Raw genomic sequence first — 18,566 nt, 5'->3', positions numbered from 1 at the left:
TGGTGGCGAACTCAGCTGTTGTCGTGACCGTCGCTCTTGTTGTCGTCCATGTCTTCCTTGCCATCGTTCATGTCGTCGCGGCTGTCTTCCATGTCGTCCTTGCTGTCCTCCATGTCGTCCTTGCTGTCCTCCATGTCGTCCTTGCTGTCCTCCATGTCGTCCTTGCTGTCCTCCATGTCATCCTTGCTTTCGTCCATGTCGTCGCGCGAGTCGCTCTTGTCGTCATCCATGTCGTCCTTGTGCTCTTCCTTGTCGTCGTCTGCCTCGTGATCGTCGTCCTGGCGATGATCGGCGTCCTGAGCGTGTTCGTTGGCGGTTTCGCTGCGGTGATCCTCGTCACGCAGTTCGATGTGTCGGGTCACGTCGTCCACCGAATCGGCGGTGGGATCGATGACGTCCATGGTGATGTCGTCGGGTGAGGCGAAGGCGGTGCTGCTGAGCATGGCGCTGAAAGCGATGGCGGAAAAGAGGGCGAGGGGCTTGTTCATGGTCGTACTCCTTCTGGTTGAAACGGGTTGACGATCCACCGCGCCTCAGACAGGCGTGGCGGGGTTTTCGGGTCCGCGCCAGGCCCCCTGGGCGGTGGTGCGGACGGGAATCCGGAATGTTTTTTTCACACCCTGGATCTCGATTTGCGCGATCAGCTCGCCCGTGGAGCCAGGCTCGGCCACCAGCGGCAGGCTGAGCAGGTTGCGACCGGGTTCCAGGCGATCCTCCCAGGCGATCTCGCGCTTGCCGGGCCGACCGGCCAGCGAGACGCCCGGGGGCAGGATGAGGCGGAAGCGGACCTGTTCGTAGCGATCCTGCGCCGGCACGTTGAAGGCCAGATTCACCGTGCGGGGTTGCTGGACATTCAGGGTGATGGCCTGGACGTGGGGGGTCGAAGCTTCTTCGGCCGGCTGCCAGAAGCCGGCGGCGACCCACAGGGCCAGGCCCGCGGCCACCGCGCTGCCGAAACCGGTGGCGAAGCCGCGGACGCGCTGGGCATGCTTCTGGCGGGTCCGGTGCAGGGCGCGGGCGGCAAAGCCGGGGGCCGGCGCTTCCAGGGGCAGTTCCCGCAGCCGTGCCAGCAGCGCCTGGCGGTCGGCCAGCTCGCGCCGGCAGTCGGCGCAGTTCTGCAGGTGCGCCGCCAGGGCCTCGCCGTGCGGTTGATCCAGCAGGCCGTCCAGGTGATCGTCGAGCAGGTTGCGGGCTTCGGTGCAGTGCATGGTGTCGTCTCCTCTTACCCGTTAACACGTCGTCCGGGCGCAAAAGGTTCCACCGCTTTTTCCCGCAGCAGTTCGCGCAGGCGGGCCCGGGCCCGGTGCAGGCGGGACTTGAGGGTGCCGATGGGCTGGGCAAGGATCTGGCTCAGCTCGGGAAGGGTATAGCCTTCCACGTCGTGAAAGAGGATGAGGCTGCGCTGGTTCTCGTTGAGCCGGTCGAGCGCGGCCTGCAAGGACACGTCGAGATCATCGTGCTCGGGGCTGTGGGTGTCCGGCAGGTGTTCCAGCCGGGTTTCGCCTTCGCCATCCAGGCTGGCGAAAGGGGTGCGGCGGTGGGCACGCAGGGTATCGATATATAGGTTGTAGAGGCTGCGGGCCAGCCAGGGCCGCAGTTCGGCGATCTCGCGCAGCTTGCGCCGGCGGTCGAACAGCCGCAGCAGCAGTTCCTGCACCAGATCCTCGGCATCGTGGCGGTTGCCGGTGAGGCGGTAGGCCAGACGGTACAGACCGTCCACGTGGGGGCCCACGCGCTGCTCGAAATCGTCGGCATCGCGGCGGCGGAAGGGAAGGGGGGAATTGGCAGCCATATCCGTTGACACGCTCCGCGGTGGGAAAAGGTTCCCCCATTATGCGCCGCTGGCGGGAAAATGGACCAAACCGTGAGACAATTCACGATCCCCCTTCCAGGGACACAACCCGATCATGGTCAAAAGGCGTTTCCGAATCCGCCATCTGCCGATCTTTCTGGGGGCCGTCTGGCTGCTGACGGCGCTGGCCGGAGTGCTTTGGGCCGAGGTTCCGCTGCGCAACCGGCTGGCCGACCATCCTTCCCCCTATCTGGCCATGCATGGCCAGGATCCGGTGCACTGGCAGGTCTGGGGGCCGGAGGCCTGGCAGGCGGCGAGGCGGCAGAACAAGCTGCTGTTCGTCTCCAGCGGCTATTTCTCCTGCCACTGGTGTCACGTGATGCAGCGGGAAAGTTATCGCGACCCGCAAATCGCGGCGCTGCTGAACCGCCATTTCATCCCGGTGAAGGTGGACCGGGAGCTGCAACCGGCGCTGGACGCGCGCCTGATCGATTTCGTCGAACGGACCCGGGGCCAGGCCGGCTGGCCGCTCAACGTGTTCATCACCCCGGATGGCCATCCGCTCGTCGGCACCGTGTACCTGCCCCCTGAGCGCTTTGCCGGATTGCTGCGTGACCTGGCGAAACAGTGGCAGACGCGGGGCGAGGAACTGGCGGCGCTGGCCCGGGACGCCAGTGAGGCGATGGCACCGCCTCCCAGGGAACTGCCCGAATCGGTGCCCCCGGATCTAGGGATGCGTTATGCCCGAGCCCTGCGCGGGCAGGCCCTCAGCCTGGCCGACGAGCTGTCCGGTGGCTTCGGTGAGCAGAGCAAGTTCCCCTCCGTGCCCCAGTTGCAGGTTCTGCTGGCGGAAGTGAAACGCGAGGCGGATGGGCGCCTGGCCGACTTTCTGCGCCTGACGCTGGATCGCCTGGCCAGCCAGGGACTGCGCGATCATCTTTCAGGCGGATTCTTCCGCTACACGGTCGATCCCCAGTGGCAGATCCCCCATTTCGAGAAGATGCTCTACGACAACGCCTTGCTTGCCGGGCTCTACCTGCAGGCGGCAGAGGTGTTCGAGGTGCCGCGCTACCGCCAGGTGGCGCGCGAGACGCTGGATTTCGTCCTGCAGACGTTTGCGGTGCCAGGCGGCGGCTATGCCGCGAGTCTCTCCGCCATCGACGATCAGGGGATCGAGGGGGGATATTACCTGTGGTCGATGGAGACGCTGCAACGCATGCTCACGCCGGCGGAGCTGGCCGTGGTGCGGCCCCACTGGGGGCTGGAAGGCGTATCGGAATTGGCCGCGGGATTCCACTTGCGGATTGCCGAACCACTCGAATCGGTTGCCAGGGAGCTGAACCTGTCGCTGCAGAAAGCCGGGCGGTTGCGCGATTCGGCCCGCCGCAAGCTGCTTGCAGCCCGCAGCCGGCGCGGCCTGCCGCGGGACGACAAGATCATCAGTGGCTGGAACGGCCTGTTGTTGTCGGCGCTGGCCCGGGCTGCCCGGCTGCCCGAGGGCGCAAAGTATCGGCTGGCGGGCAGGCGACTGCGGGACTTCCTGCTCACGCATCTGTGGCGGGAGGGCCGGCTGATCCGGGCCTGGGCCGGTGGCCGCGCGATCGGCGAAGCGGGCATCGAGGATTATGCCTACGTGATCCGGGGGCTGGACGACTGGCGGCGTCACGTCGAACCGGACATGGATGCGGCCCCGCTGCGCAAACTGCTCGAGCGGGCGTGGAGTGACTTCTTTGGGCCCGACGGCTGGCGCCTGAGCCGGCAGCGCTGGCTGAAGTTCGGCCAGGGGGAGCCCGTGCTGGCGGACGGGGTCATGCCGTCACCCTCGGCGTTGATACTCGATGCGACGCTGGCGGGGAAAGCCGGCCCCCGTCGACAACGGGCGCGTCGTTTGCTTGGCGCCGGCGAGGCAGTGGTGCTGGACTCGCCCTTCTGGTACGCCACCCACATCGACGTGGTGCGCCGGCGTATTCGGTAACAAGACGGTGTAGGGGGTGTGGCGTCAGCCAGACAGGAGGGCGCCCCGGGTTCAGATCCCGAGTCCCTCGTCCGCATCGACCGGCGCCTGCTCGAGCACCTCGAAGGTAAACTGGCTGAAGGCGTTGGTGGCCCGCTGCAGGCGCTCGAGGCGGATGTGGAAGAGCCGCTGCTTCATGTTCACGGCCAGGATCGAGTGCACGTCGTACAGGGCGCTGGGCACCAGGATCGAGCGGGTCTGGAAGAGCGAGACCTGTTTGGGAATCAGCAGGCTGCGGAAATAATCGGTGCCCTTGCCGGCGCCGCGCACGCCCTTGACGGCCACCGGCACGGCGGAACTGGCCAGCTTCATGATGCCCATTTCCAGGCTGTTGTCGTTGCCCGTGCGCAGCCAGCGGATCACGCCAACCTCCCAGCGGGCATCGGGCCGATCCGTGTCGCGAAAGGCCACCACTTCGCCTACCGTGACATGACCGCGATCGCAGTCGGCGTTGCAGGTCAGCGCCACGCCCTGTTCGCTGGCGTTGTGCTGCCACCAGGGACGGATGTCGTAGTGCTGTTTGAGGTGGAATTCGTCCTTTTCCACGGCCTGTTCGTAGGCGGTGGCGAACACCGTGGGTTCGATGGTGCTGGAACGCAGCCGCAGTTCGTCGAGTGCCGGGGTGAAGTCGGCGCCGCCGGAGAGGTGGTAATGGGCGGCGCCGAGGCCGGTGGTCATGCGCACCTGCTTGGCCACCGGCTCCCGCGGGGAGCGGCGTTGCAGATCCCCGTGCCAGGCTTCGGCCAGGCGCAGCAGCATGTCGCGCTGGCGGCGTTCCACCAGGCTCTGCTGGCCGTCGTGATCGAGGGTTTCGAGACTGGAACGCAGGATCCGCTGCAGGTGCACGTCGAGCCGCTTCCTGACCTCGTCCAGATCGATGATCCGGGCCTGCAGCGGTTTCCAGGGCAGGGCTTCGGCCACGTAGCGCGGCCCGCGATCGCTGGCCATGTCCACGGCGTATTCGCCTTCGGCCGGGGCGTTGAGGCCGGGCAGGATGTGGCACAGGCCGGTCCAGGCCGAGAGCAGGTAGTAGATGTCGTCGGCCTCGCCGTGCATCATGTGATAGGGCTCCGCCAGGGCCAGCAGCAGGATCCGCTTGTAGGCCAGATCGATGGTGTAGTGGCCGGGCAGGGAAAAGTCGGGCCAGGGGTCGTCCAGCGGCAGGATCAGCAGGGCATGTTCCTCGGCATACTGGTAGAGCTGATGCAGCTCGTGCCAGACGCCCGCCGGTTCCGGCGCATAGACCAGGTAGGCCTCCACCAGTTGCCGCGAGAGGTACTGCATGCTGACGTAGATGGCCTCGCGCAGCTGCAGTTCATCGTGTTCCTTGAGGCGGCCGCGCAGGATCAGTTCACGGGTGATGATCTTGTAGCCCACCGCCATTTCCGAAAGCAGCCGCTGGGTCAGATGCCAGGCATCGCGATCCCGGTGACCGAGGGGGATCGGCGCCTTCTTCAACTGCTGTTTCAGGGAAAGGAGGAACTGCCGCGCCGGCGGGCGCAGCGCATCCATCAGCTGGATGCGTTCGTGAAGCGGATAGCGCGAATTGTTGATGGCTTCGAGGCGGTTGTTGAATTCCTCCACCGCGCGCGGCAGATCGCCGCGAGGCAGGCCCAGCAGCCACTGGCGCAGATCCCGCACCCGCCAATAGGGACGTGGCCGGGGGGCCTGTTCGTGAGGCGGTACGCGCAGACTGGGCAACACCGGTCCGGCGTCGCCCGCGCGAGGGGAATTGTGCACGCTCGTGATACCTCCTGATCTGCGTCATTAGTAGCAGACTTGCGGGCGGAATACAATTTACCGGGTCACGGCTTGCATTGCGCAAGGGGTATGTCCAAGCGCATAGGGCAGGGGCGGGCCAATCCTGTTTTTGAATAAATCCAGCGGCACGGACGTCTATCCATTGTCAGGGGAGCAAAAACCCGGAACGGCCGGTTTCGGACAACGAAGAGGAAATGGATGATGCGCGTGATGTTGGTGGTAGTGGTGATGTCCATGACCCTTGCCGGGGTGGCCCGAGCGGCGGATCTGATCCTGTCGGCTCCGCCGAGGGAGTCGCCCGAAGCGGCCAGGAAACTGTATGCGCCGCTGGCTGCCCTCCTGACACGGACACTGGGGCGGCCGGTGCGTTACGAATATCCGGGGAGCTGGTTCAAGTACCAGCAGGACATGCGCGAAGGCCGCCTGGACATCGTTTTCGATGGCCCCCATTTCGTTTCCTGGCGCATCGCCCATCTCGACCATCATCCGCTGGTCAGGTTGCCGGGCAAACTGCGGTTCCTGCTGCTGACCCGTGCCGACAACGAGAACATCCAGGGACCGGACGATCTGGTCGGTCGGGTCATCTGCGGCATTTCACCACCGCATCTTTCCACCCTCAGCATCCTGGCCCATTACCACAATCCGGTGCGACAACCGCGGATCAAGGGCATCCGGGGCGGCATGGGCAAGGTGCTCGAGGCCGGCCTGCACAACGGGAAGTGTGATGCCTTCGTGTTGCGCTCGGCCTTTTACCGAAAGAAGGTCAAGCCGGCATTGCAGGCGCAGATGCGGATTCTCTACACGTCGCCGGCCATGCCCAACCAGGCCCTGACCGTCGCGGGTCACCGGATCAGCGATGCCGAACGGGAAACCCTGCGCGAGTGGCTCACCGTGCGCAGCGAGGGCAAACAGGCCGTCGAGCCGATTCGCAAACGCTTCGCCCCCAAGGCCAAGGGTTTCGTGGTGACCGAGGACAAGGAATACCGCGGCTACAACCGCTTGCTGGAAGGCGTGATCTTTGGTTGGTGAGGCCGGCGCATCGGCCGATACCTGCTGTTTGGCGGGGATAGGTCAGCGCGTCTCGAGATGGCGAATATCGTGGTTTTTCCTCGCCACTCGCCACTCGCCACTCGTCCCTGAATCTGGTGGGCCCACCAGGACTCGAACCTGGGACCAAGGGATTATGAGTCCCCTGCTCTAACCAACTGAGCTATAGGCCCGGCAACGGCGAAAATTATAGCTTGGCAAGAAAAAAGCCGCTATCGGGGGATAGCGGCTTTTTCGATCGGGCTGGATGGGATCAGTCGAGATCCAGGAAGCTGCGCAGCTGATCCGAACGGCTGGGGTGGCGCAGCTTGCGCAGGGCCTTGGCCTCGATCTGGCGGATGCGCTCGCGGGTCACGTCGAACTGCTTGCCCACTTCCTCGAGGGTGTGGTCGGTGTTCATGTCGATCCCGAAACGCATGCGCAGCACCTTGGCCTCGCGGGCGGTGAGGCCCTCGAGCACTTCCTGGGTGGCCTCGCGCAGGCCCTCGGCGGTGGCCGAGTCGATGGGCGAGACGGCGTTGGTGTCCTCGATGAAGTCGCCCAGATGGGAGTCCTCGTCGTCGCCGATGGGGGTCTCCATGGAGATGGGCTCCTTGGCGATCTTGAGCACCTTGCGCACCTTCTCCTCGCTCATGTCCATGCGCTCGGCCAGCTCCTCGGGGGTGGGCTCGCGGCCCATCTCCTGCAGCATCTGGCGGCTGATCCGGTTGAGCTTGTTGATGGTCTCGATCATGTGCACCGGGATGCGGATGGTGCGGGCCTGATCCGCGATGGAGCGGGTGATGGCCTGCCGGATCCACCAGGTGGCATAGGTCGAGAACTTGTAGCCGCGGCGGTATTCGAACTTGTCCACCGCCTTCATCAGGCCGATGTTGCCCTCCTGGATCAGATCCAGGAACTGCAGGCCGCGGTTGGTGTATTTCTTGGCGATGGAGATCACCAGGCGCAGGTTGGCTTCCACCATCTCCTTCTTGGCCCGGCGGGCCTTGGCCTCGCCGATGGACATCTTGCGGTTGATGTCCTTGATGTCGGCAATGGTGATGCCCGACCATTCCTCGATTTCGGCCAGCTTCTGCTGGGCCTTGAGGATCTCCTCGCGGTGTTTGGCCAGCACCTTGGCATACTTGGCGCCCGAGGCGATCTGTTCATCGAGCCAGTCCAGGTTGGCTTCATTGTCGGGGAAGGAGGTGATGAACTCCTTGCGCGGCATCTTGGCGGTGTCCACGCACAGCTCCATGATCACCTTTTCGTGCTGGCGGATGCGGGCCACCAGATCGCGCATGCTGCCCACCAGCTGATCCACCACCTTGGGGGTGAGCTTCAGCTCCATGATCTGGGCGATCAGATCCTGGCGGATCTTCTCCACCTTCTTGTCACGGTGGCCGTGCTTCTTGGTGGCGTTGACCAGGCGCTTGTGCAGCTTGCGGATCTTGTCGAAACGGGCGGCGGCCTCTTCCGGATCGGGGCCGGTGTCCACCACTTCCTCGGTCTCGCCCTTGGCGGCCTTCTCGGCCTTGGCGGCATTGGCCGCCGCCACTTCCGCCGGGGTGGGGATGTTGTCGGGCGCGTTGGGATCGATGAAGGCCGTGAGCAGATCGGTGAGCTTGCGCTTGCCCTCGGCCACTTCGTCGTACAGGCCGATCAGTTCAGCCACGGCGTTGGGGAACATGGCCAGCGACGAGAGCATCTGGTTCAGGCCGTCCTCGATGCGCTTGGCGATCTCGATCTCGTCGGCGCGGGTGAGCAGATCCACGGCGCCCATGTCGCGCATGTACATGCGCACCGGATCGGTGGTGCGACCGAATTCGTTCTCCACCGAGGCCAGGGCGGCGGCGGCTTCCTCGGCCGCCAGTTCGTCCACGTTGGGATTGGCCTCGAGCAGGGTTTCGGCGTCGGGCGCGGTCTCGTAGACCTGGATGCCCATGTCGTTGATCATCGAGACGATGTCTTCGATCTGTTCCGGATCGACGATGTCGCTCGGCAGATGATCGTTGACTTCGGCGTAGGTCAGGTAGCCCTGTTCCTTGCCCTTGGCGATCAAGAGCTTGAGCTGGGATTGCTGCTGGTTCTGATCCATTGCGTGATTTCTGGCTGGGTTCATGTCGGGTCGTGTGCTCTAGTTCACGAAGTGGGGCGTGAAACCGAAAAATTATACCACAGGCAAGACCTTTTTCCGATCCGCCGTCTCACCGGACAAGTGTAGACGGGTTTTTGGAAAATGCCTTGAAAATCGGGGATTTATTCGGAAATACCACCGGGATTCAAACGTTTGTCACGGTTTAGAGTGGCAAACAGGGTCTTTAGTTCCTGCTTTTCCTCGTCGTTCAGGCGCCCCTGTTCGGAGCGGGCCAGGAGCCGGTCATAGCGGTGTTCCAGGCGCTGCTGGTCGAGCCGGGCCAGGGCACCGAGGAACTCGGCCCGCAGGCCTTCGGCATCGTCCACCTCGGGCTGCCACAGGGCCAGTTTCTCGAGGTGCGGGAAGTGCGGGCTCTCCCGCCAGCGCTCGATCAGGGCGCTGGTATTCAGATGGGGGTTTTTCTGCAGGATTTCAATGACTTCCTGCAACAAATCCAGGCCCGGCAGATCCAGCTCGGCAAACCGCGCTGGATCGCCCGCCTCGCTGGCCAGCGCCGGCCGGTGCAGCAGCCGCATCAGGGCCACGCGCACGGGGCTGAGCGGCGCCGGGGCGGCCTTGTGCCACGCGGGGCGCTTCGCCTGGGCGGCCCGGGCCGGCTTGTCCGGGCTGGCGAGCAGCCTCTCCAGTGCCTCGGGGTCGAGCCGGGCCAGCCGCCCGAGCTGCTGCAGCAGCAGGTGACGGAACACTCCGGGGGGCATCCGGTCCAGCAGGGGCCGGGCCAGATCCACCAGCTTGGCACGCCCATCGATGGTGGCAGTATCGGCCGCCTGGGTCAGATGTTGAAAGAAAAATTCGGAAAAGGGGGCGCTGTTCGCCATTTCCGCCTCGAAGGCCTCGCGGCCCACGGCCCGGATGCGGGTGTCCGGATCCTCGCCCTCGGGCAGGAACATGAAGCGGATCTGGCGGCCCTCGCGCATCACCGGCAGGGCGTTCTCCATCGCCCGCACCGCCGCTTCCCGGCCGGCCCGGTCGCCGTCGAAGCAGAACACCACTTCCGGCGCCACCCGGAACAGCCGGTGCAGATGCTCGGCGGTGGTGGCGGTGCCGAGGGTGGCCACCGCGTAGCGGATGCCGAACTGGGCCAGCGAAACCACGTCCATGTAACCTTCCACCACCAACAGGCGGGGAATGTCGCGCAGCGCCTGGCGGGCCTCGTACAGGCCGTAGAGTTCCCGGCCCTTGTGGAAAAGCGGGGTTTCCGGGGAGTTCAGGTATTTTGCCGGCTTTTTGTCGTCGTTTTCGCTGGTATCGGGCAGGATCCGCCCGCCGAAGGCGATCGTGCGGCCGCGCCGGTCGCGGATCGGAAACATGATCCGGTCCCGGAAGCGGTCATAGGCGCCGCCGGTCTCCTTCGGGATCAGCATGCCGGCGGTGACCAGCGCCTTTTCCGCGTCGGGCGAATCGGCCAGGGCCCGGCGCAGGTTGTCCCAGCCCGGCGGGGCGAAGCCCAGGCCGTATTCGGCGGCGATTTCCCCGGAGAGGCCGCGCTGCTTCAGGTAGGCCACCGCCCGCCTCGCCTCGGGATGCTGACGCAGCCAGCCCTGGTACTGGCGATCGGCCCGGGCCAGCAGCGCGTAGAGATCGGGTTCGTCCTTGCGCCGGGGGCGGGAGGATTCCCGCCCCTCCCGGGGCACCTCCAGGCCGGCCTGCCGGGCCAGTTCCTCCACCGCCTCGGGGAAGGCGAGATGGTCGTACTCCATCAGGAAGCCGATGGCCGTGCCGTGGGCGCCGCAGCCGAAGCAGTGGTAGAACTGCTTGACGGGACTGACGTAGAAGGAGGGAGTCTTTTCGTTGTGGAAGGGACAGCAGGCGGCGTATTCCCGGCCGGCCTTCTTCAGCGGCACCCGCGCGTCGATCACCTCGACGATGTCGACGCGGTTCATCAGTTCGTCGATGAAGGACTGGGGGATGCGGGCCATGGCCCAAGATACAAGAGAAAGGCGAAAGGAGAAAAGGGGCGCGCGGGTCGCGCGTTAGCCCAGGCGCTGCTTGAGGGTCTGGCTGACCTGGCCCATGTCGGCGCGGCCGGCCAGGCGGGGCTTGAGCCAGCCCATGACCTTGCCCATGTCCTGCATGCCGGCGGCGCCGGTTTCCTGGATGGCCTGGTCGATGAGAGCCGAAATTTCCGCCTCGGTGAGCGGTTCGGGGAGGTATTCCTGGATGATGCCGATCTCGAAGGCTTCCTGCTCGGCCAGTTCGGTGCGGCCGGCCTTCTCGTACTGGGCGATGGAATCCTTGCGCTGCTTGACCATCTTCTCGAGCACGGCGATCACCTGATCGTCGTTCAGCTCGGTGCGGTCGTCCACTTCCTTCTGCTTGATGGCCGCGGTGACGAGGCGCAGCACGCCCAGGCGCGCCTTGTCCTTGGCCTTCATGGCGGCCTTCACGTCGTCCTGGATGCGCTGGTGGAGCGGACTCATGGCGGCTGGCCGGTTCCGCAGCAAGGCGGAACGGAAGGGGCGATCAGTACAGGCGCTGGGTGCGGGCGCGTTCCCGGGCCAGCTTCTTCTGGTGGCGCTTGATGGCGGCAGCCAGCTTGCGCTTGCGCACGGCGGTCGGCTTCTCGTAGTACTCGCGGCGGCGGACTTCGGAGAGGATGCCGGCCTTTTCACAGGCGCGCTTGAAGCGGCGCAGGGCCACGTCGAAGGGTTCGTTCTCTCTTACACGGACTGCAGGCATGCAGGCTTCACCTCAAAAATAACGGTTGAATTGGGCAAGGCGCGCAAGTTTAATACCCTGCCCGGCCAAATGCAAAGGGCCAAATGGGTTTTTTTCAGCCATTTTCAAGGAAACCGGCATGCGCGTTCTGGGTATCGAGACCTCCTGCGACGAGACCGGCGTCGCCCTCTACGACAGCGAGCAGGGCCTGCTGGCCGACGCGCTCTACAGCCAGGTGGCCCTGCATGCCGAGTTCGGCGGCGTGGTGCCCGAGCTGGCTTCGCGGGATCACGTGCGCAAGACCCTGCCGCTGGTGCGGGAAGTGATGTCCCGGGCCGGTCTGACGCTCGCGGACCTCGACGGCGTGGCCTACACCGCCGGGCCGGGGCTGATCGGCGCCCTGCTGGTGGGCGCGGCCATCGGCCGCAGCCTGGCCTTCGGTCTGGGGATCCCGGCGGTGGCGGTGCACCACATGGAAGGCCATCTGCTGGCGCCGCTGCTCGAACCCGCGCCGCCGGCCTTCCCCTTCGTGGCCCTGCTGGTCTCGGGGGGGCACACCATGCTGGTGGACGTGGGCGGCATCGGCCGCTACCGGGTGCTCGGCGATACCCTCGATGATGCCGTGGGCGAGGCCTTCGACAAGACCGCCAAGATGCTCGGCCTCGGTTACCCCGGCGGCCCGGCGGTGGCGGCGCTGGCCGAGCAGGGTGATCCGGGGCGTTACCGTTTCCCCCGCCCCATGACCGATCGCCCCGGTCTCGACTTCAGCTTCTCGGGCCTGAAGACCTTCACCCTCAACACCCTGCAGGCATCCGACGGTTCGGAACAGGCCAGGGCCGACATCGCCCGTGCCTTCGAGGAGGCGGTGGCCGACACCCTGGCCATCAAGTGCCGCCGCGCCATCGAGCAAACCGGATTTTCCACCCTGGTGGTGGCCGGCGGCGTGGCCGCCAACCGCCGCCTGCGCCAGCGCCTCGACGCCCTGGCCGCAAAGCAGGGGTTCACCGTCCGCTATCCCCGCCTCGACTTCTGCACCGACAACGGCGCCATGATCGCCTACGCCGGTTGCCAACGCCTCACCGCCGGCCAGCACGAAGGCCCCGCCTTCACCGCCCGCGCCCGCTGGGATCTGGAATCGCTGACACCTGTTGGGTGAGGTGGAAGGGAACACGGAGGGCACGGAGAAACGGAGAACACAGAGGATTTTGAGTTAGCCTGATCGTTGCAATAAATCTGTGCGGTAGGTCGGGCTTTAGCCCGACATGTCGGCTTCATCCACTCCGTGTTCTCCGTTTCTCCGTGCCCTCCGTGTTCCTTTCCAGAACCCCTCGAAAGAAGATTCAGCCCTGCTTCCCGATCAGGCTCTCCTCCCCGCTCAGCAGACGCTGGATGTTGCTGCGGTGGCGCCAGAACAGGAGCACGACCATGGCGGCAGTGATGCCGATGAGATCCCACTGGGGGCCGAGCAGGAGCCAGAGGTACAGAGGGGCGACGGCGGTGGCGATGAGGGCGGCGAGGGAGGAGATGCGAAAGCCCTTGGCCACCAGCAGCCAGGTGCCGGCGGTGGCGGCGCCCGCCGCCCAGTGGAAGCCGAACAGCACCCCGAGCAGGGTCGCCACGCCCTTGCCGCCGCGAAAGCCGAAGAACACCGGATACAGGTGGCCGAGGAAGGCCGCCGCGCCGGTCAGGCCCAGCACCAGTGGCGAGACGCCCAGCGCCTGGCCGGCCAGCACCGGCAAAAGGCCCTTGAGCATGTCCCCCGCCAGGGTGATGGCGGCCGGTTTCCTGCCCCCCACCCGCAACACGTTGGTGGCGCCGGGATTGCCCGAGCCTTCCTGGCGCGGATCGGGCAATCCCATCATCCGGCAGACCACGATGGCGGAGGACACCGAACCCAGCAGGTAGGCGCCGAGAATCAAAAGGATGTCGAGGGTGGGCATGGCAGGAAGATACAAGAGAAAAGAGAAACGAGGCAAGACGGAACGGGGACAAAAGCCGGCTGGCCGGCAGGAAACGTGCTTGTCTCGTTTCTCTTTTCTCTTGTATCTTGAAAAACATGGACATCATCTACCTCAACGATCTGCGCATCGACACGGTCATCGGCATCTTCGACTGGGAACGGCGCATCAAGCAGACGGTCAGCTTCGATCTGGAAATGGGCGCCGACATCCGCAAGGCCGCGGCGTCCGATCACATCGACGACACCCTGAATTACAAGGCGGTGGCCAAGCGGCTGATCCAGTTCGTCGGCGAGAGCGAGTTCCAGCTCGTGGAGACCCTCGCCGAGCGGGTGGCCGGGATTCTGCTCGAGGAGTTCGGTGTACCCTGGGTGCGGGTGCGGGTGAACAAGCAGGGCGCGGTGCGCGGTGCGCGGGACGTGGGGGTGATCATCGAGCGCGGCACGCGCGCCTGAACCGTGGCCCGGGTGTACATCAGTCTCGGCAGCAACATCGACGCCCCGCGCCACCTGCGCGCCGGCGTGGCCGCCCTGCGCGAACACTTCGGCGAACTGGCCCTGTCTTCCGTGTACGAGAGCGAGGCTGTGGGCTTCGCCGGCGACAACTTCCTGAACCTGGTGGCCGGCCTCGACACCGACTTGCCGATTGCCGAGGTGGCCGACATCCTGCATCGCATCGAGGATGCCAACGGCCGCGTGCGCAGCGGCCCGCGCTTCTCGGCCCGCACCCTCGACCTCGATCTGCTCCTCTACGACGACGTGGTCCAGGGCCCCGAACCGGGCCCCGAACTGCCGCGCGAGGAAATCACCCGAAACGCCTTCGTGCTCTGGCCGCTGGCGGAAATCGCCCCCACGCTGCGCCATCCCACCGCGGCCCGCAGCATGGCTGAACTGTGGGCCGATTTCGACAAGAGCCGCCAGCGGATCTGGCCGATACCTTTCTCCTGGTGACATCTTCCCGTTGATCTGGATCAGCCCGAGGGGGAATGAGCGGCTTTTTCGACGTCTACTACTAAAGTCTGACCCTTCCGGGACGAGAACAGAGCCAGGCCGAACCGGTTCGCCGGTGGCCGCCAGCCTCATCCGCTCCACCCACTTTGCGAGGAACCCTGTTCATGAACCTGCTGTTCGTCCCGGCCATGAAGCTGCTCGACCGTCTGCGCCTTGCGCACAAGTTTCTGCTGATTCTGGCGATTTTCATGGCCCCGTTGCTGTATCTGGTGGTCGACGATGTGCGGGATCACGCCCGCAACATCCAGCACGCCCAGGCCGAAATCGACGGCCTGACCAGCCTGCAGGCCCTGCGGCCGCTGTATGAGGAAATGGCCAGGGTGCGGGGCATGACCCACGCCTATCTCTCCGGGAAGGCGGAATTCGCCCCTCGCATCGCGGCCCTGCGCGAATCGGTGGCCGGCCATCTGGATCGGCTGGTGTCGCTGGCGTCGCGTCAGGAAGGCCGCGCCCTGTCCCGGAACCGGGCCGAGTCGCTGCGGCGCGACTGGCAGGCGCTCCAGAAGCGGGCCTTTCAGGGACCGGCGGATCGGGTTTTCGCTGAACATACGGCACTCATCGGCCAGGTTCTGGAGCTGCTGCGGGCCGTGGTGGAACGCTCGGGCCTGCTCATCGATCCCCAACTGGGCAGCCATTTTCTGATGGAAATGGTCAGCCAGCACATCCCCCGCCTTGCCGAGACCCTTGGCCAGGCCCGCGGACTGGGCTCCGGTGGCGCTGCGCGGGGTGCGCTTGCGCCGGCTGCGGCCCTGCGCCTGGGGGCGCATCTTCAGACCATTCGCGACGAGCGCGCGGCCGTGGATCATGCCCTGGACATGCTGACCGAAGCCGCGCCGGGCGATGCCGCGGTGCTGGCAGCGTATCGCCAGTCGGCCCTGGAGGCCATCGACCGCTTCGTCGACCAGGTCGATGGCGGCCTGTTGCAGGCCTCGCCGCCCCGGGTGAGTGCGGAAGCGGTCTTTGCGGCGGGCACGCAGGCCATCCAGCGCTCCCTCGAGCTGGTCGACGCGGCCACGGGGCAGTTGGCTGCCATTCTGTTCATGCGGGGCGATGCGGCCCGCCAGGCGATGATCACCGAGATCGTGATCGTCGCCGTGCTGCTGTTGCTGGCCATCTATCTCTTCATGGGCTTCAAGCGCAGCCTGACCACCTCCATCGGTCGAGTGCAGGAGACGGTGGGCGCGCTGGCCGAACATGATCTGACGTCGCGCCTGCACATCGATTCGCGGGACGAGATGCAGGTCATTGCCCGGGACATGAACGCCATGATCGAACGTCAGCGGGCGATGATTGCCGACGTGGTGGCGGCCAGCGATGCCCTGAATCAGGCCGCAGACGAGGGGGCGGGTATCGCCTCCCGCACCCGCGAGGCCATCGAGCGCCAGAACCAGGAAATCGAACAGGTGGCCACGGCCATGAACGAGATGTCGGCCACCGTGCAGGAAGTGGCCGGCAATGCCGGGAGCACCGCCGAGGCCACCCGCGAGGCGGAAGCCGAAGCCGCACGGGGACAGCAGGTGGTCCAGGAAACGGTGACGGCGATTGCGGATCTGTCGGAAGTGCTGGTCTCGGCCAGCGACGTGATCCGGCGGCTGGACAGTGACGTCAACGAGATCGGCAAGGTGCTGGACGTGATCCGCGACATCGCCGAACAGACCAACCTGCTGGCCCTCAACGCGGCCATCGAGGCGGCGCGGGCCGGCGAGCAGGGCCGGGGATTCGCGGTGGTGGCTGACGAAGTACGTACCCTGGCCAGCCGGACCCAGAGTTCCACCGAGGAGATCCAGGCCATGATCGGGCGCCTGCAGGAGAACGCCCGCGCCGCCGTCGCGGCCATGGAACAGGGTGACGAGCGTTCCCGGCGCACCGTGGCCCAGGCCGAGGAAGCCGGTCGGGCCTTGCTGGCCATCACCGGCGCGGTGGAGAAGATCGCCCTCATGTCCCAGCAGATCGCCAGCGCCGCCGAAGAGCAGAGCTGCGTGGCCGAAGAGATCAACCGCAACGTGATCAACGTGCGGGAAATCGCCGAAGCCACGGCCGAGGAAGCCCGCGCCGCCTCGGCCAGCAGCGAAAGCCTGCGGGAACTTGCCGGCGGCCTGCGCGAGCGCACCAGCCAGTTCCGGATCTGAGCGGCCAGTGTCTGTCTCGCCGCGTCACGGGCCGGGAGGCCGCCGGCCGGGCTTGTGCCCGAGATGCCGGCAACTCCCTCCCTGTCAGCTGTTGAGGCTCCGCCCCCCGTCCACCGCCAGGATCTGCCCGGTCACGTAGGGGGCGTCCTGGATGAAGTAGCGGATGGCCCGGGCGATGTCCTCGGGCGCGCCCTGACGCTTGAGGAAGGTGCGCGAGACGATCTTCTCCCGCCTGGCCTCGTCCAGGTGCTCCGGCCAGAGGATGGCGCCGGGGGCCACGCCGTTGACCCGCACCTCGGGCCCCAGCTCGGCGGCCAGGGCCTTGGTGAGCATCACCAGGCCCGCCTTGGCGATGCTGTAGACGGGAAATTCGCGCAGCGGCCGCTCGGCATGGATGTCCACGATGTTGACGATGCAGCCGCCGGCCGCGCGCAGGAAGGGGGCCGCCGCCTGGGCGAGAAAGAAGGGCGCCTTGAGGTTGGAGCCGAGCAGATCGTCCCATTCGGCCTCGGTGACCTTGCCCATGGGGGTGGCGTAGAAGCTCGAGGCGTTGTTGATGAGCACGTCCAGCCGCCCCCAGGCTTCGGCGGCCTGTTCCACCAGGGCGGGCAGCAGCCCCGTGTCGTGCAGATCGGCCTGCACCAGGGCCACCGAAGCGGGCCGGCGGGCCTCGAGTTCGGCCTGCAGGGCTTCGGCCGCCGCGCGCGAGCCGCGGTAGTGGATGACGATGTTCATGCCCGCCGCATGCAGAAAGCGGGCGGTGGTGGCGCCGATCCGGTGGGCCGCGCCGGTGATGAGAACGGTCGGGTGTTCGTGCATGGGTGTGCTATCCTTCGGGCCGTGTCCGCAAGGGCGCTACTTTACCCCAAACCCCGCTTCCCCTGCGCATGCCGCCTCCCGCCGCCCTTCCCGACTGCCAACTGCCCGCGCCCGATCCGGACGCCCGGGCGCACGGCGAGCGCGTCACGGCGCATCTTGCCGAAGCCATCGAGGCGGCCGGCGGCGCCATTCCCTTCCGGCAGTTCATGGAGCTGGCGCTCTACGCGCCGGGGCTGGGCTATTACAGCGCCGGCAGCCGCAAACTGGGCGCCGAGGGTGATTTCGTCACCGCGCCGGAGATCTCGCCGCTGTTCTCGCGCACCCTGGCGCGGGCCGTCGCGCCCTGGCTCTCGGCCCTGCCGGAGGACGCCGGCCTGCTGGAGGTGGGCGCCGGCAGCGGCCGCATGGCCGCCGATCTGCTGGCCGAACTGGCGCGCCAGGGCATGGCGCCCGGCTACGCCATCCTCGAGCGCAGCGCCGAGCTGCGCGCCCGCCAGCAGGCGACCCTGGCGGAACAGGCCGATCGCGTATGCTGGCTGGAGGATTTGCCGGCGGATTTCACCGGCGTGGTGCTGGCCAACGAACTGCTCGACGCCCTGCCGGCGCACCGCGTGATCTGGCAGGACGGCGAGCACCGCGAAGCCTGGGTGGCCCGGGAAGGCGAGGCGTTCGCCTGGCGCAGCGGCCCCCTGAGCGATCCGCGCCTCGCGCCGCGCATGGCGGCCATCGCGGCCGCCGGCCTGCCCGAGCCTTACGTGAGCGAGATCAACCTGACCGCGGAAGACTGGATCGCCACCCTCGGCGCGCGCCTGCGCCAGGGCGCCGTGCTGCTGCTCGACTACGGCTACGGCCGGCGCGAGTACTATCATCCCGAACGGCGCGAAGGCACCCTGGCCTGTCACTACCGCCACCGCCGCCATGCCGATCCCTTTCGCTTCCCCGGCCTGCAGGACATCACCTGCCACGTGGACTTCACCGCCATCGCCGACGCCGCCCTGGCCGCCGGTTTCAGGGTGGCCGGTTACACCACCCAGGCCCACTTCCTGCTCGGCAGCGGCCTGCCGGAACTGGCCGGCTTCGTCGACGATCCCCGCGAGCAGCTGGCCACGGCCAATGCGATCCGCCGCCTCACCCTGCCCCAGGAGATGGGCGAGACGGTCAAGGTCATGCTGCTGACGAAGGCACTCGACGCGCCGCAGCCCGGTTTCGCCCTGCGGGATCTGCGTCACCTGTTGTGAGGG

The 18,566-nt window shown here is 66.4% G+C and carries 17 protein-coding genes and 1 tRNA gene; 7 read left to right on the top strand and 11 right to left on the bottom strand.

The features are described from left to right. Positions 1-11: 11 nt before the first annotated feature. The 3 genes from ACZ5BH_RS05280 to ACZ5BH_RS05270 are packed head-to-tail and all read right to left on the bottom strand — an operon-like array spanning position 12 to position 1,792. Positions 12-488 (bottom strand): hypothetical protein, encoded by a 477-nt coding sequence (locus tag ACZ5BH_RS05280; RefSeq protein WP_464890870.1) that lies wholly within the window; start codon positions 486-488, stop codon positions 12-14. Between the two features lie 45 nt (positions 489-533). Further along, a complete protein-coding gene (locus ACZ5BH_RS05275; protein ID WP_464890869.1) occupies positions 534-1,208 on the bottom strand; it encodes an anti-sigma factor family protein in 675 nt (224 codons plus the stop codon). A gap of 14 nt (positions 1,209-1,222) precedes the next feature. Further along, positions 1,223-1,792, bottom strand: a complete 570-nt coding sequence (locus ACZ5BH_RS05270) for an RNA polymerase sigma factor (protein ID WP_464890868.1) — start codon at positions 1,790-1,792, stop codon at positions 1,223-1,225. A 115-nt stretch (positions 1,793-1,907) separates the two neighbouring features. Between ACZ5BH_RS05270 and ACZ5BH_RS05265 the strand changes: the two genes are divergently transcribed. Next, positions 1,908-3,767 (top strand): thioredoxin domain-containing protein, encoded by a 1,860-nt coding sequence (locus ACZ5BH_RS05265; protein ID WP_464890867.1) that lies wholly within the window; start codon positions 1,908-1,910, stop codon positions 3,765-3,767. 51 nt (positions 3,768-3,818) lie between these two features. Here the strand turns inward: ACZ5BH_RS05265 and ACZ5BH_RS05260 are convergent, their stop codons facing one another. Next, positions 3,819-5,546 (bottom strand): hypothetical protein, encoded by a 1,728-nt coding sequence (locus ACZ5BH_RS05260; protein WP_464890866.1) that lies wholly within the window; start codon positions 5,544-5,546, stop codon positions 3,819-3,821. 222 nt (positions 5,547-5,768) lie between these two features. Between ACZ5BH_RS05260 and ACZ5BH_RS05255 the strand changes: the two genes are divergently transcribed. Further along, positions 5,769-6,596 carry a phosphate/phosphite/phosphonate ABC transporter substrate-binding protein gene (locus ACZ5BH_RS05255; protein ID WP_464890865.1) on the top strand — a complete coding sequence of 276 codons (828 nt, stop codon included), beginning with the start codon at positions 5,769-5,771 and terminating at the stop codon, positions 6,594-6,596. A gap of 114 nt (positions 6,597-6,710) precedes the next feature. Here the strand turns inward: ACZ5BH_RS05255 and ACZ5BH_RS05250 are convergent. The 5 genes from ACZ5BH_RS05250 to rpsU form a co-directional block, all read right to left on the bottom strand. Continuing rightward, positions 6,711-6,787 (bottom strand) — tRNA-Ile (locus ACZ5BH_RS05250). An 80-nt stretch (positions 6,788-6,867) separates the two neighbouring features. After that, on the bottom strand, positions 6,868-8,691 hold the full coding sequence (gene rpoD, locus ACZ5BH_RS05245) for an RNA polymerase sigma factor RpoD (protein ID WP_464890864.1): 1,824 nt from the start codon (positions 8,689-8,691) through the stop codon (positions 6,868-6,870). Between the two features lie 161 nt (positions 8,692-8,852). After that, positions 8,853-10,670 carry a DNA primase gene (gene dnaG, locus ACZ5BH_RS05240; RefSeq protein WP_464890863.1) on the bottom strand — a complete coding sequence of 606 codons (1,818 nt, stop codon included), beginning with the start codon at positions 10,668-10,670 and terminating at the stop codon, positions 8,853-8,855. 54 nt (positions 10,671-10,724) lie between these two features. After that, complete coding sequence (locus ACZ5BH_RS05235) at positions 10,725-11,171, bottom strand: GatB/YqeY domain-containing protein (protein ID WP_464890862.1); 447 nt, start codon at positions 11,169-11,171, stop codon at positions 10,725-10,727. Positions 11,172-11,214: 43 nt separating this feature from the next. Next, complete coding sequence (gene rpsU, locus ACZ5BH_RS05230) at positions 11,215-11,430, bottom strand: 30S ribosomal protein S21 (protein ID WP_464890861.1); 216 nt, start codon at positions 11,428-11,430, stop codon at positions 11,215-11,217. Positions 11,431-11,548: 118 nt separating this feature from the next. On the opposite strand from rpsU, the gene tsaD reads away from it, so the two are divergent. Then, positions 11,549-12,565, top strand: a complete 1,017-nt coding sequence (gene tsaD, locus ACZ5BH_RS05225; protein ID WP_464890860.1) for a tRNA (adenosine(37)-N6)-threonylcarbamoyltransferase complex transferase subunit TsaD — start codon at positions 11,549-11,551, stop codon at positions 12,563-12,565. A 184-nt stretch (positions 12,566-12,749) separates the two neighbouring features. On the opposite strand, the gene plsY is transcribed toward tsaD, so the two are convergent. After that, entirely contained in the window at positions 12,750-13,349 is a 600-nt protein-coding gene (gene plsY, locus ACZ5BH_RS05220) for a glycerol-3-phosphate 1-O-acyltransferase PlsY (RefSeq protein ID WP_464890859.1), read from the bottom strand. Between the two features lie 116 nt (positions 13,350-13,465). On the opposite strand from plsY, the gene folB reads away from it, so the two are divergent. From folB to ACZ5BH_RS05205, 3 genes are all read left to right on the top strand, one after another. Next, positions 13,466-13,822, top strand: a complete 357-nt coding sequence (gene folB, locus ACZ5BH_RS05215; protein ID WP_464890858.1) for a dihydroneopterin aldolase — start codon at positions 13,466-13,468, stop codon at positions 13,820-13,822. A gap of 3 nt (positions 13,823-13,825) precedes the next feature. Further along, positions 13,826-14,317 carry a 2-amino-4-hydroxy-6-hydroxymethyldihydropteridine diphosphokinase gene (gene folK / locus ACZ5BH_RS05210; protein ID WP_464890857.1) on the top strand — a complete coding sequence of 164 codons (492 nt, stop codon included), beginning with the start codon at positions 13,826-13,828 and terminating at the stop codon, positions 14,315-14,317. A 164-nt stretch (positions 14,318-14,481) separates the two neighbouring features. Further along, the gene (locus ACZ5BH_RS05205) at positions 14,482-16,506 is read left to right on the top strand and encodes a methyl-accepting chemotaxis protein (RefSeq protein ID WP_464890856.1); all 2,025 of its coding nucleotides are present in this window, start codon (positions 14,482-14,484) and stop codon (positions 16,504-16,506) included. Positions 16,507-16,590: 84 nt separating this feature from the next. On the opposite strand, the gene ACZ5BH_RS05200 is transcribed toward ACZ5BH_RS05205, so the two are convergent. After that, complete coding sequence (locus ACZ5BH_RS05200; RefSeq protein ID WP_464890855.1) at positions 16,591-17,325, bottom strand: pteridine reductase; 735 nt, start codon at positions 17,323-17,325, stop codon at positions 16,591-16,593. A 68-nt stretch (positions 17,326-17,393) separates the two neighbouring features. On the opposite strand from ACZ5BH_RS05200, the gene ACZ5BH_RS05195 reads away from it, so the two are divergent. Continuing rightward, complete coding sequence (locus ACZ5BH_RS05195) at positions 17,394-18,563, top strand: class I SAM-dependent methyltransferase (protein ID WP_464890854.1); 1,170 nt, start codon at positions 17,394-17,396, stop codon at positions 18,561-18,563. Positions 18,564-18,566 lie beyond the last annotated feature (3 nt).

It is taken from the genome of Thioprofundum lithotrophicum (assembly GCF_055387065.1).
Note: the sequence above shows the minus strand (reverse complement) of the source record. Positions and strands in the feature narration are given on the sequence as shown.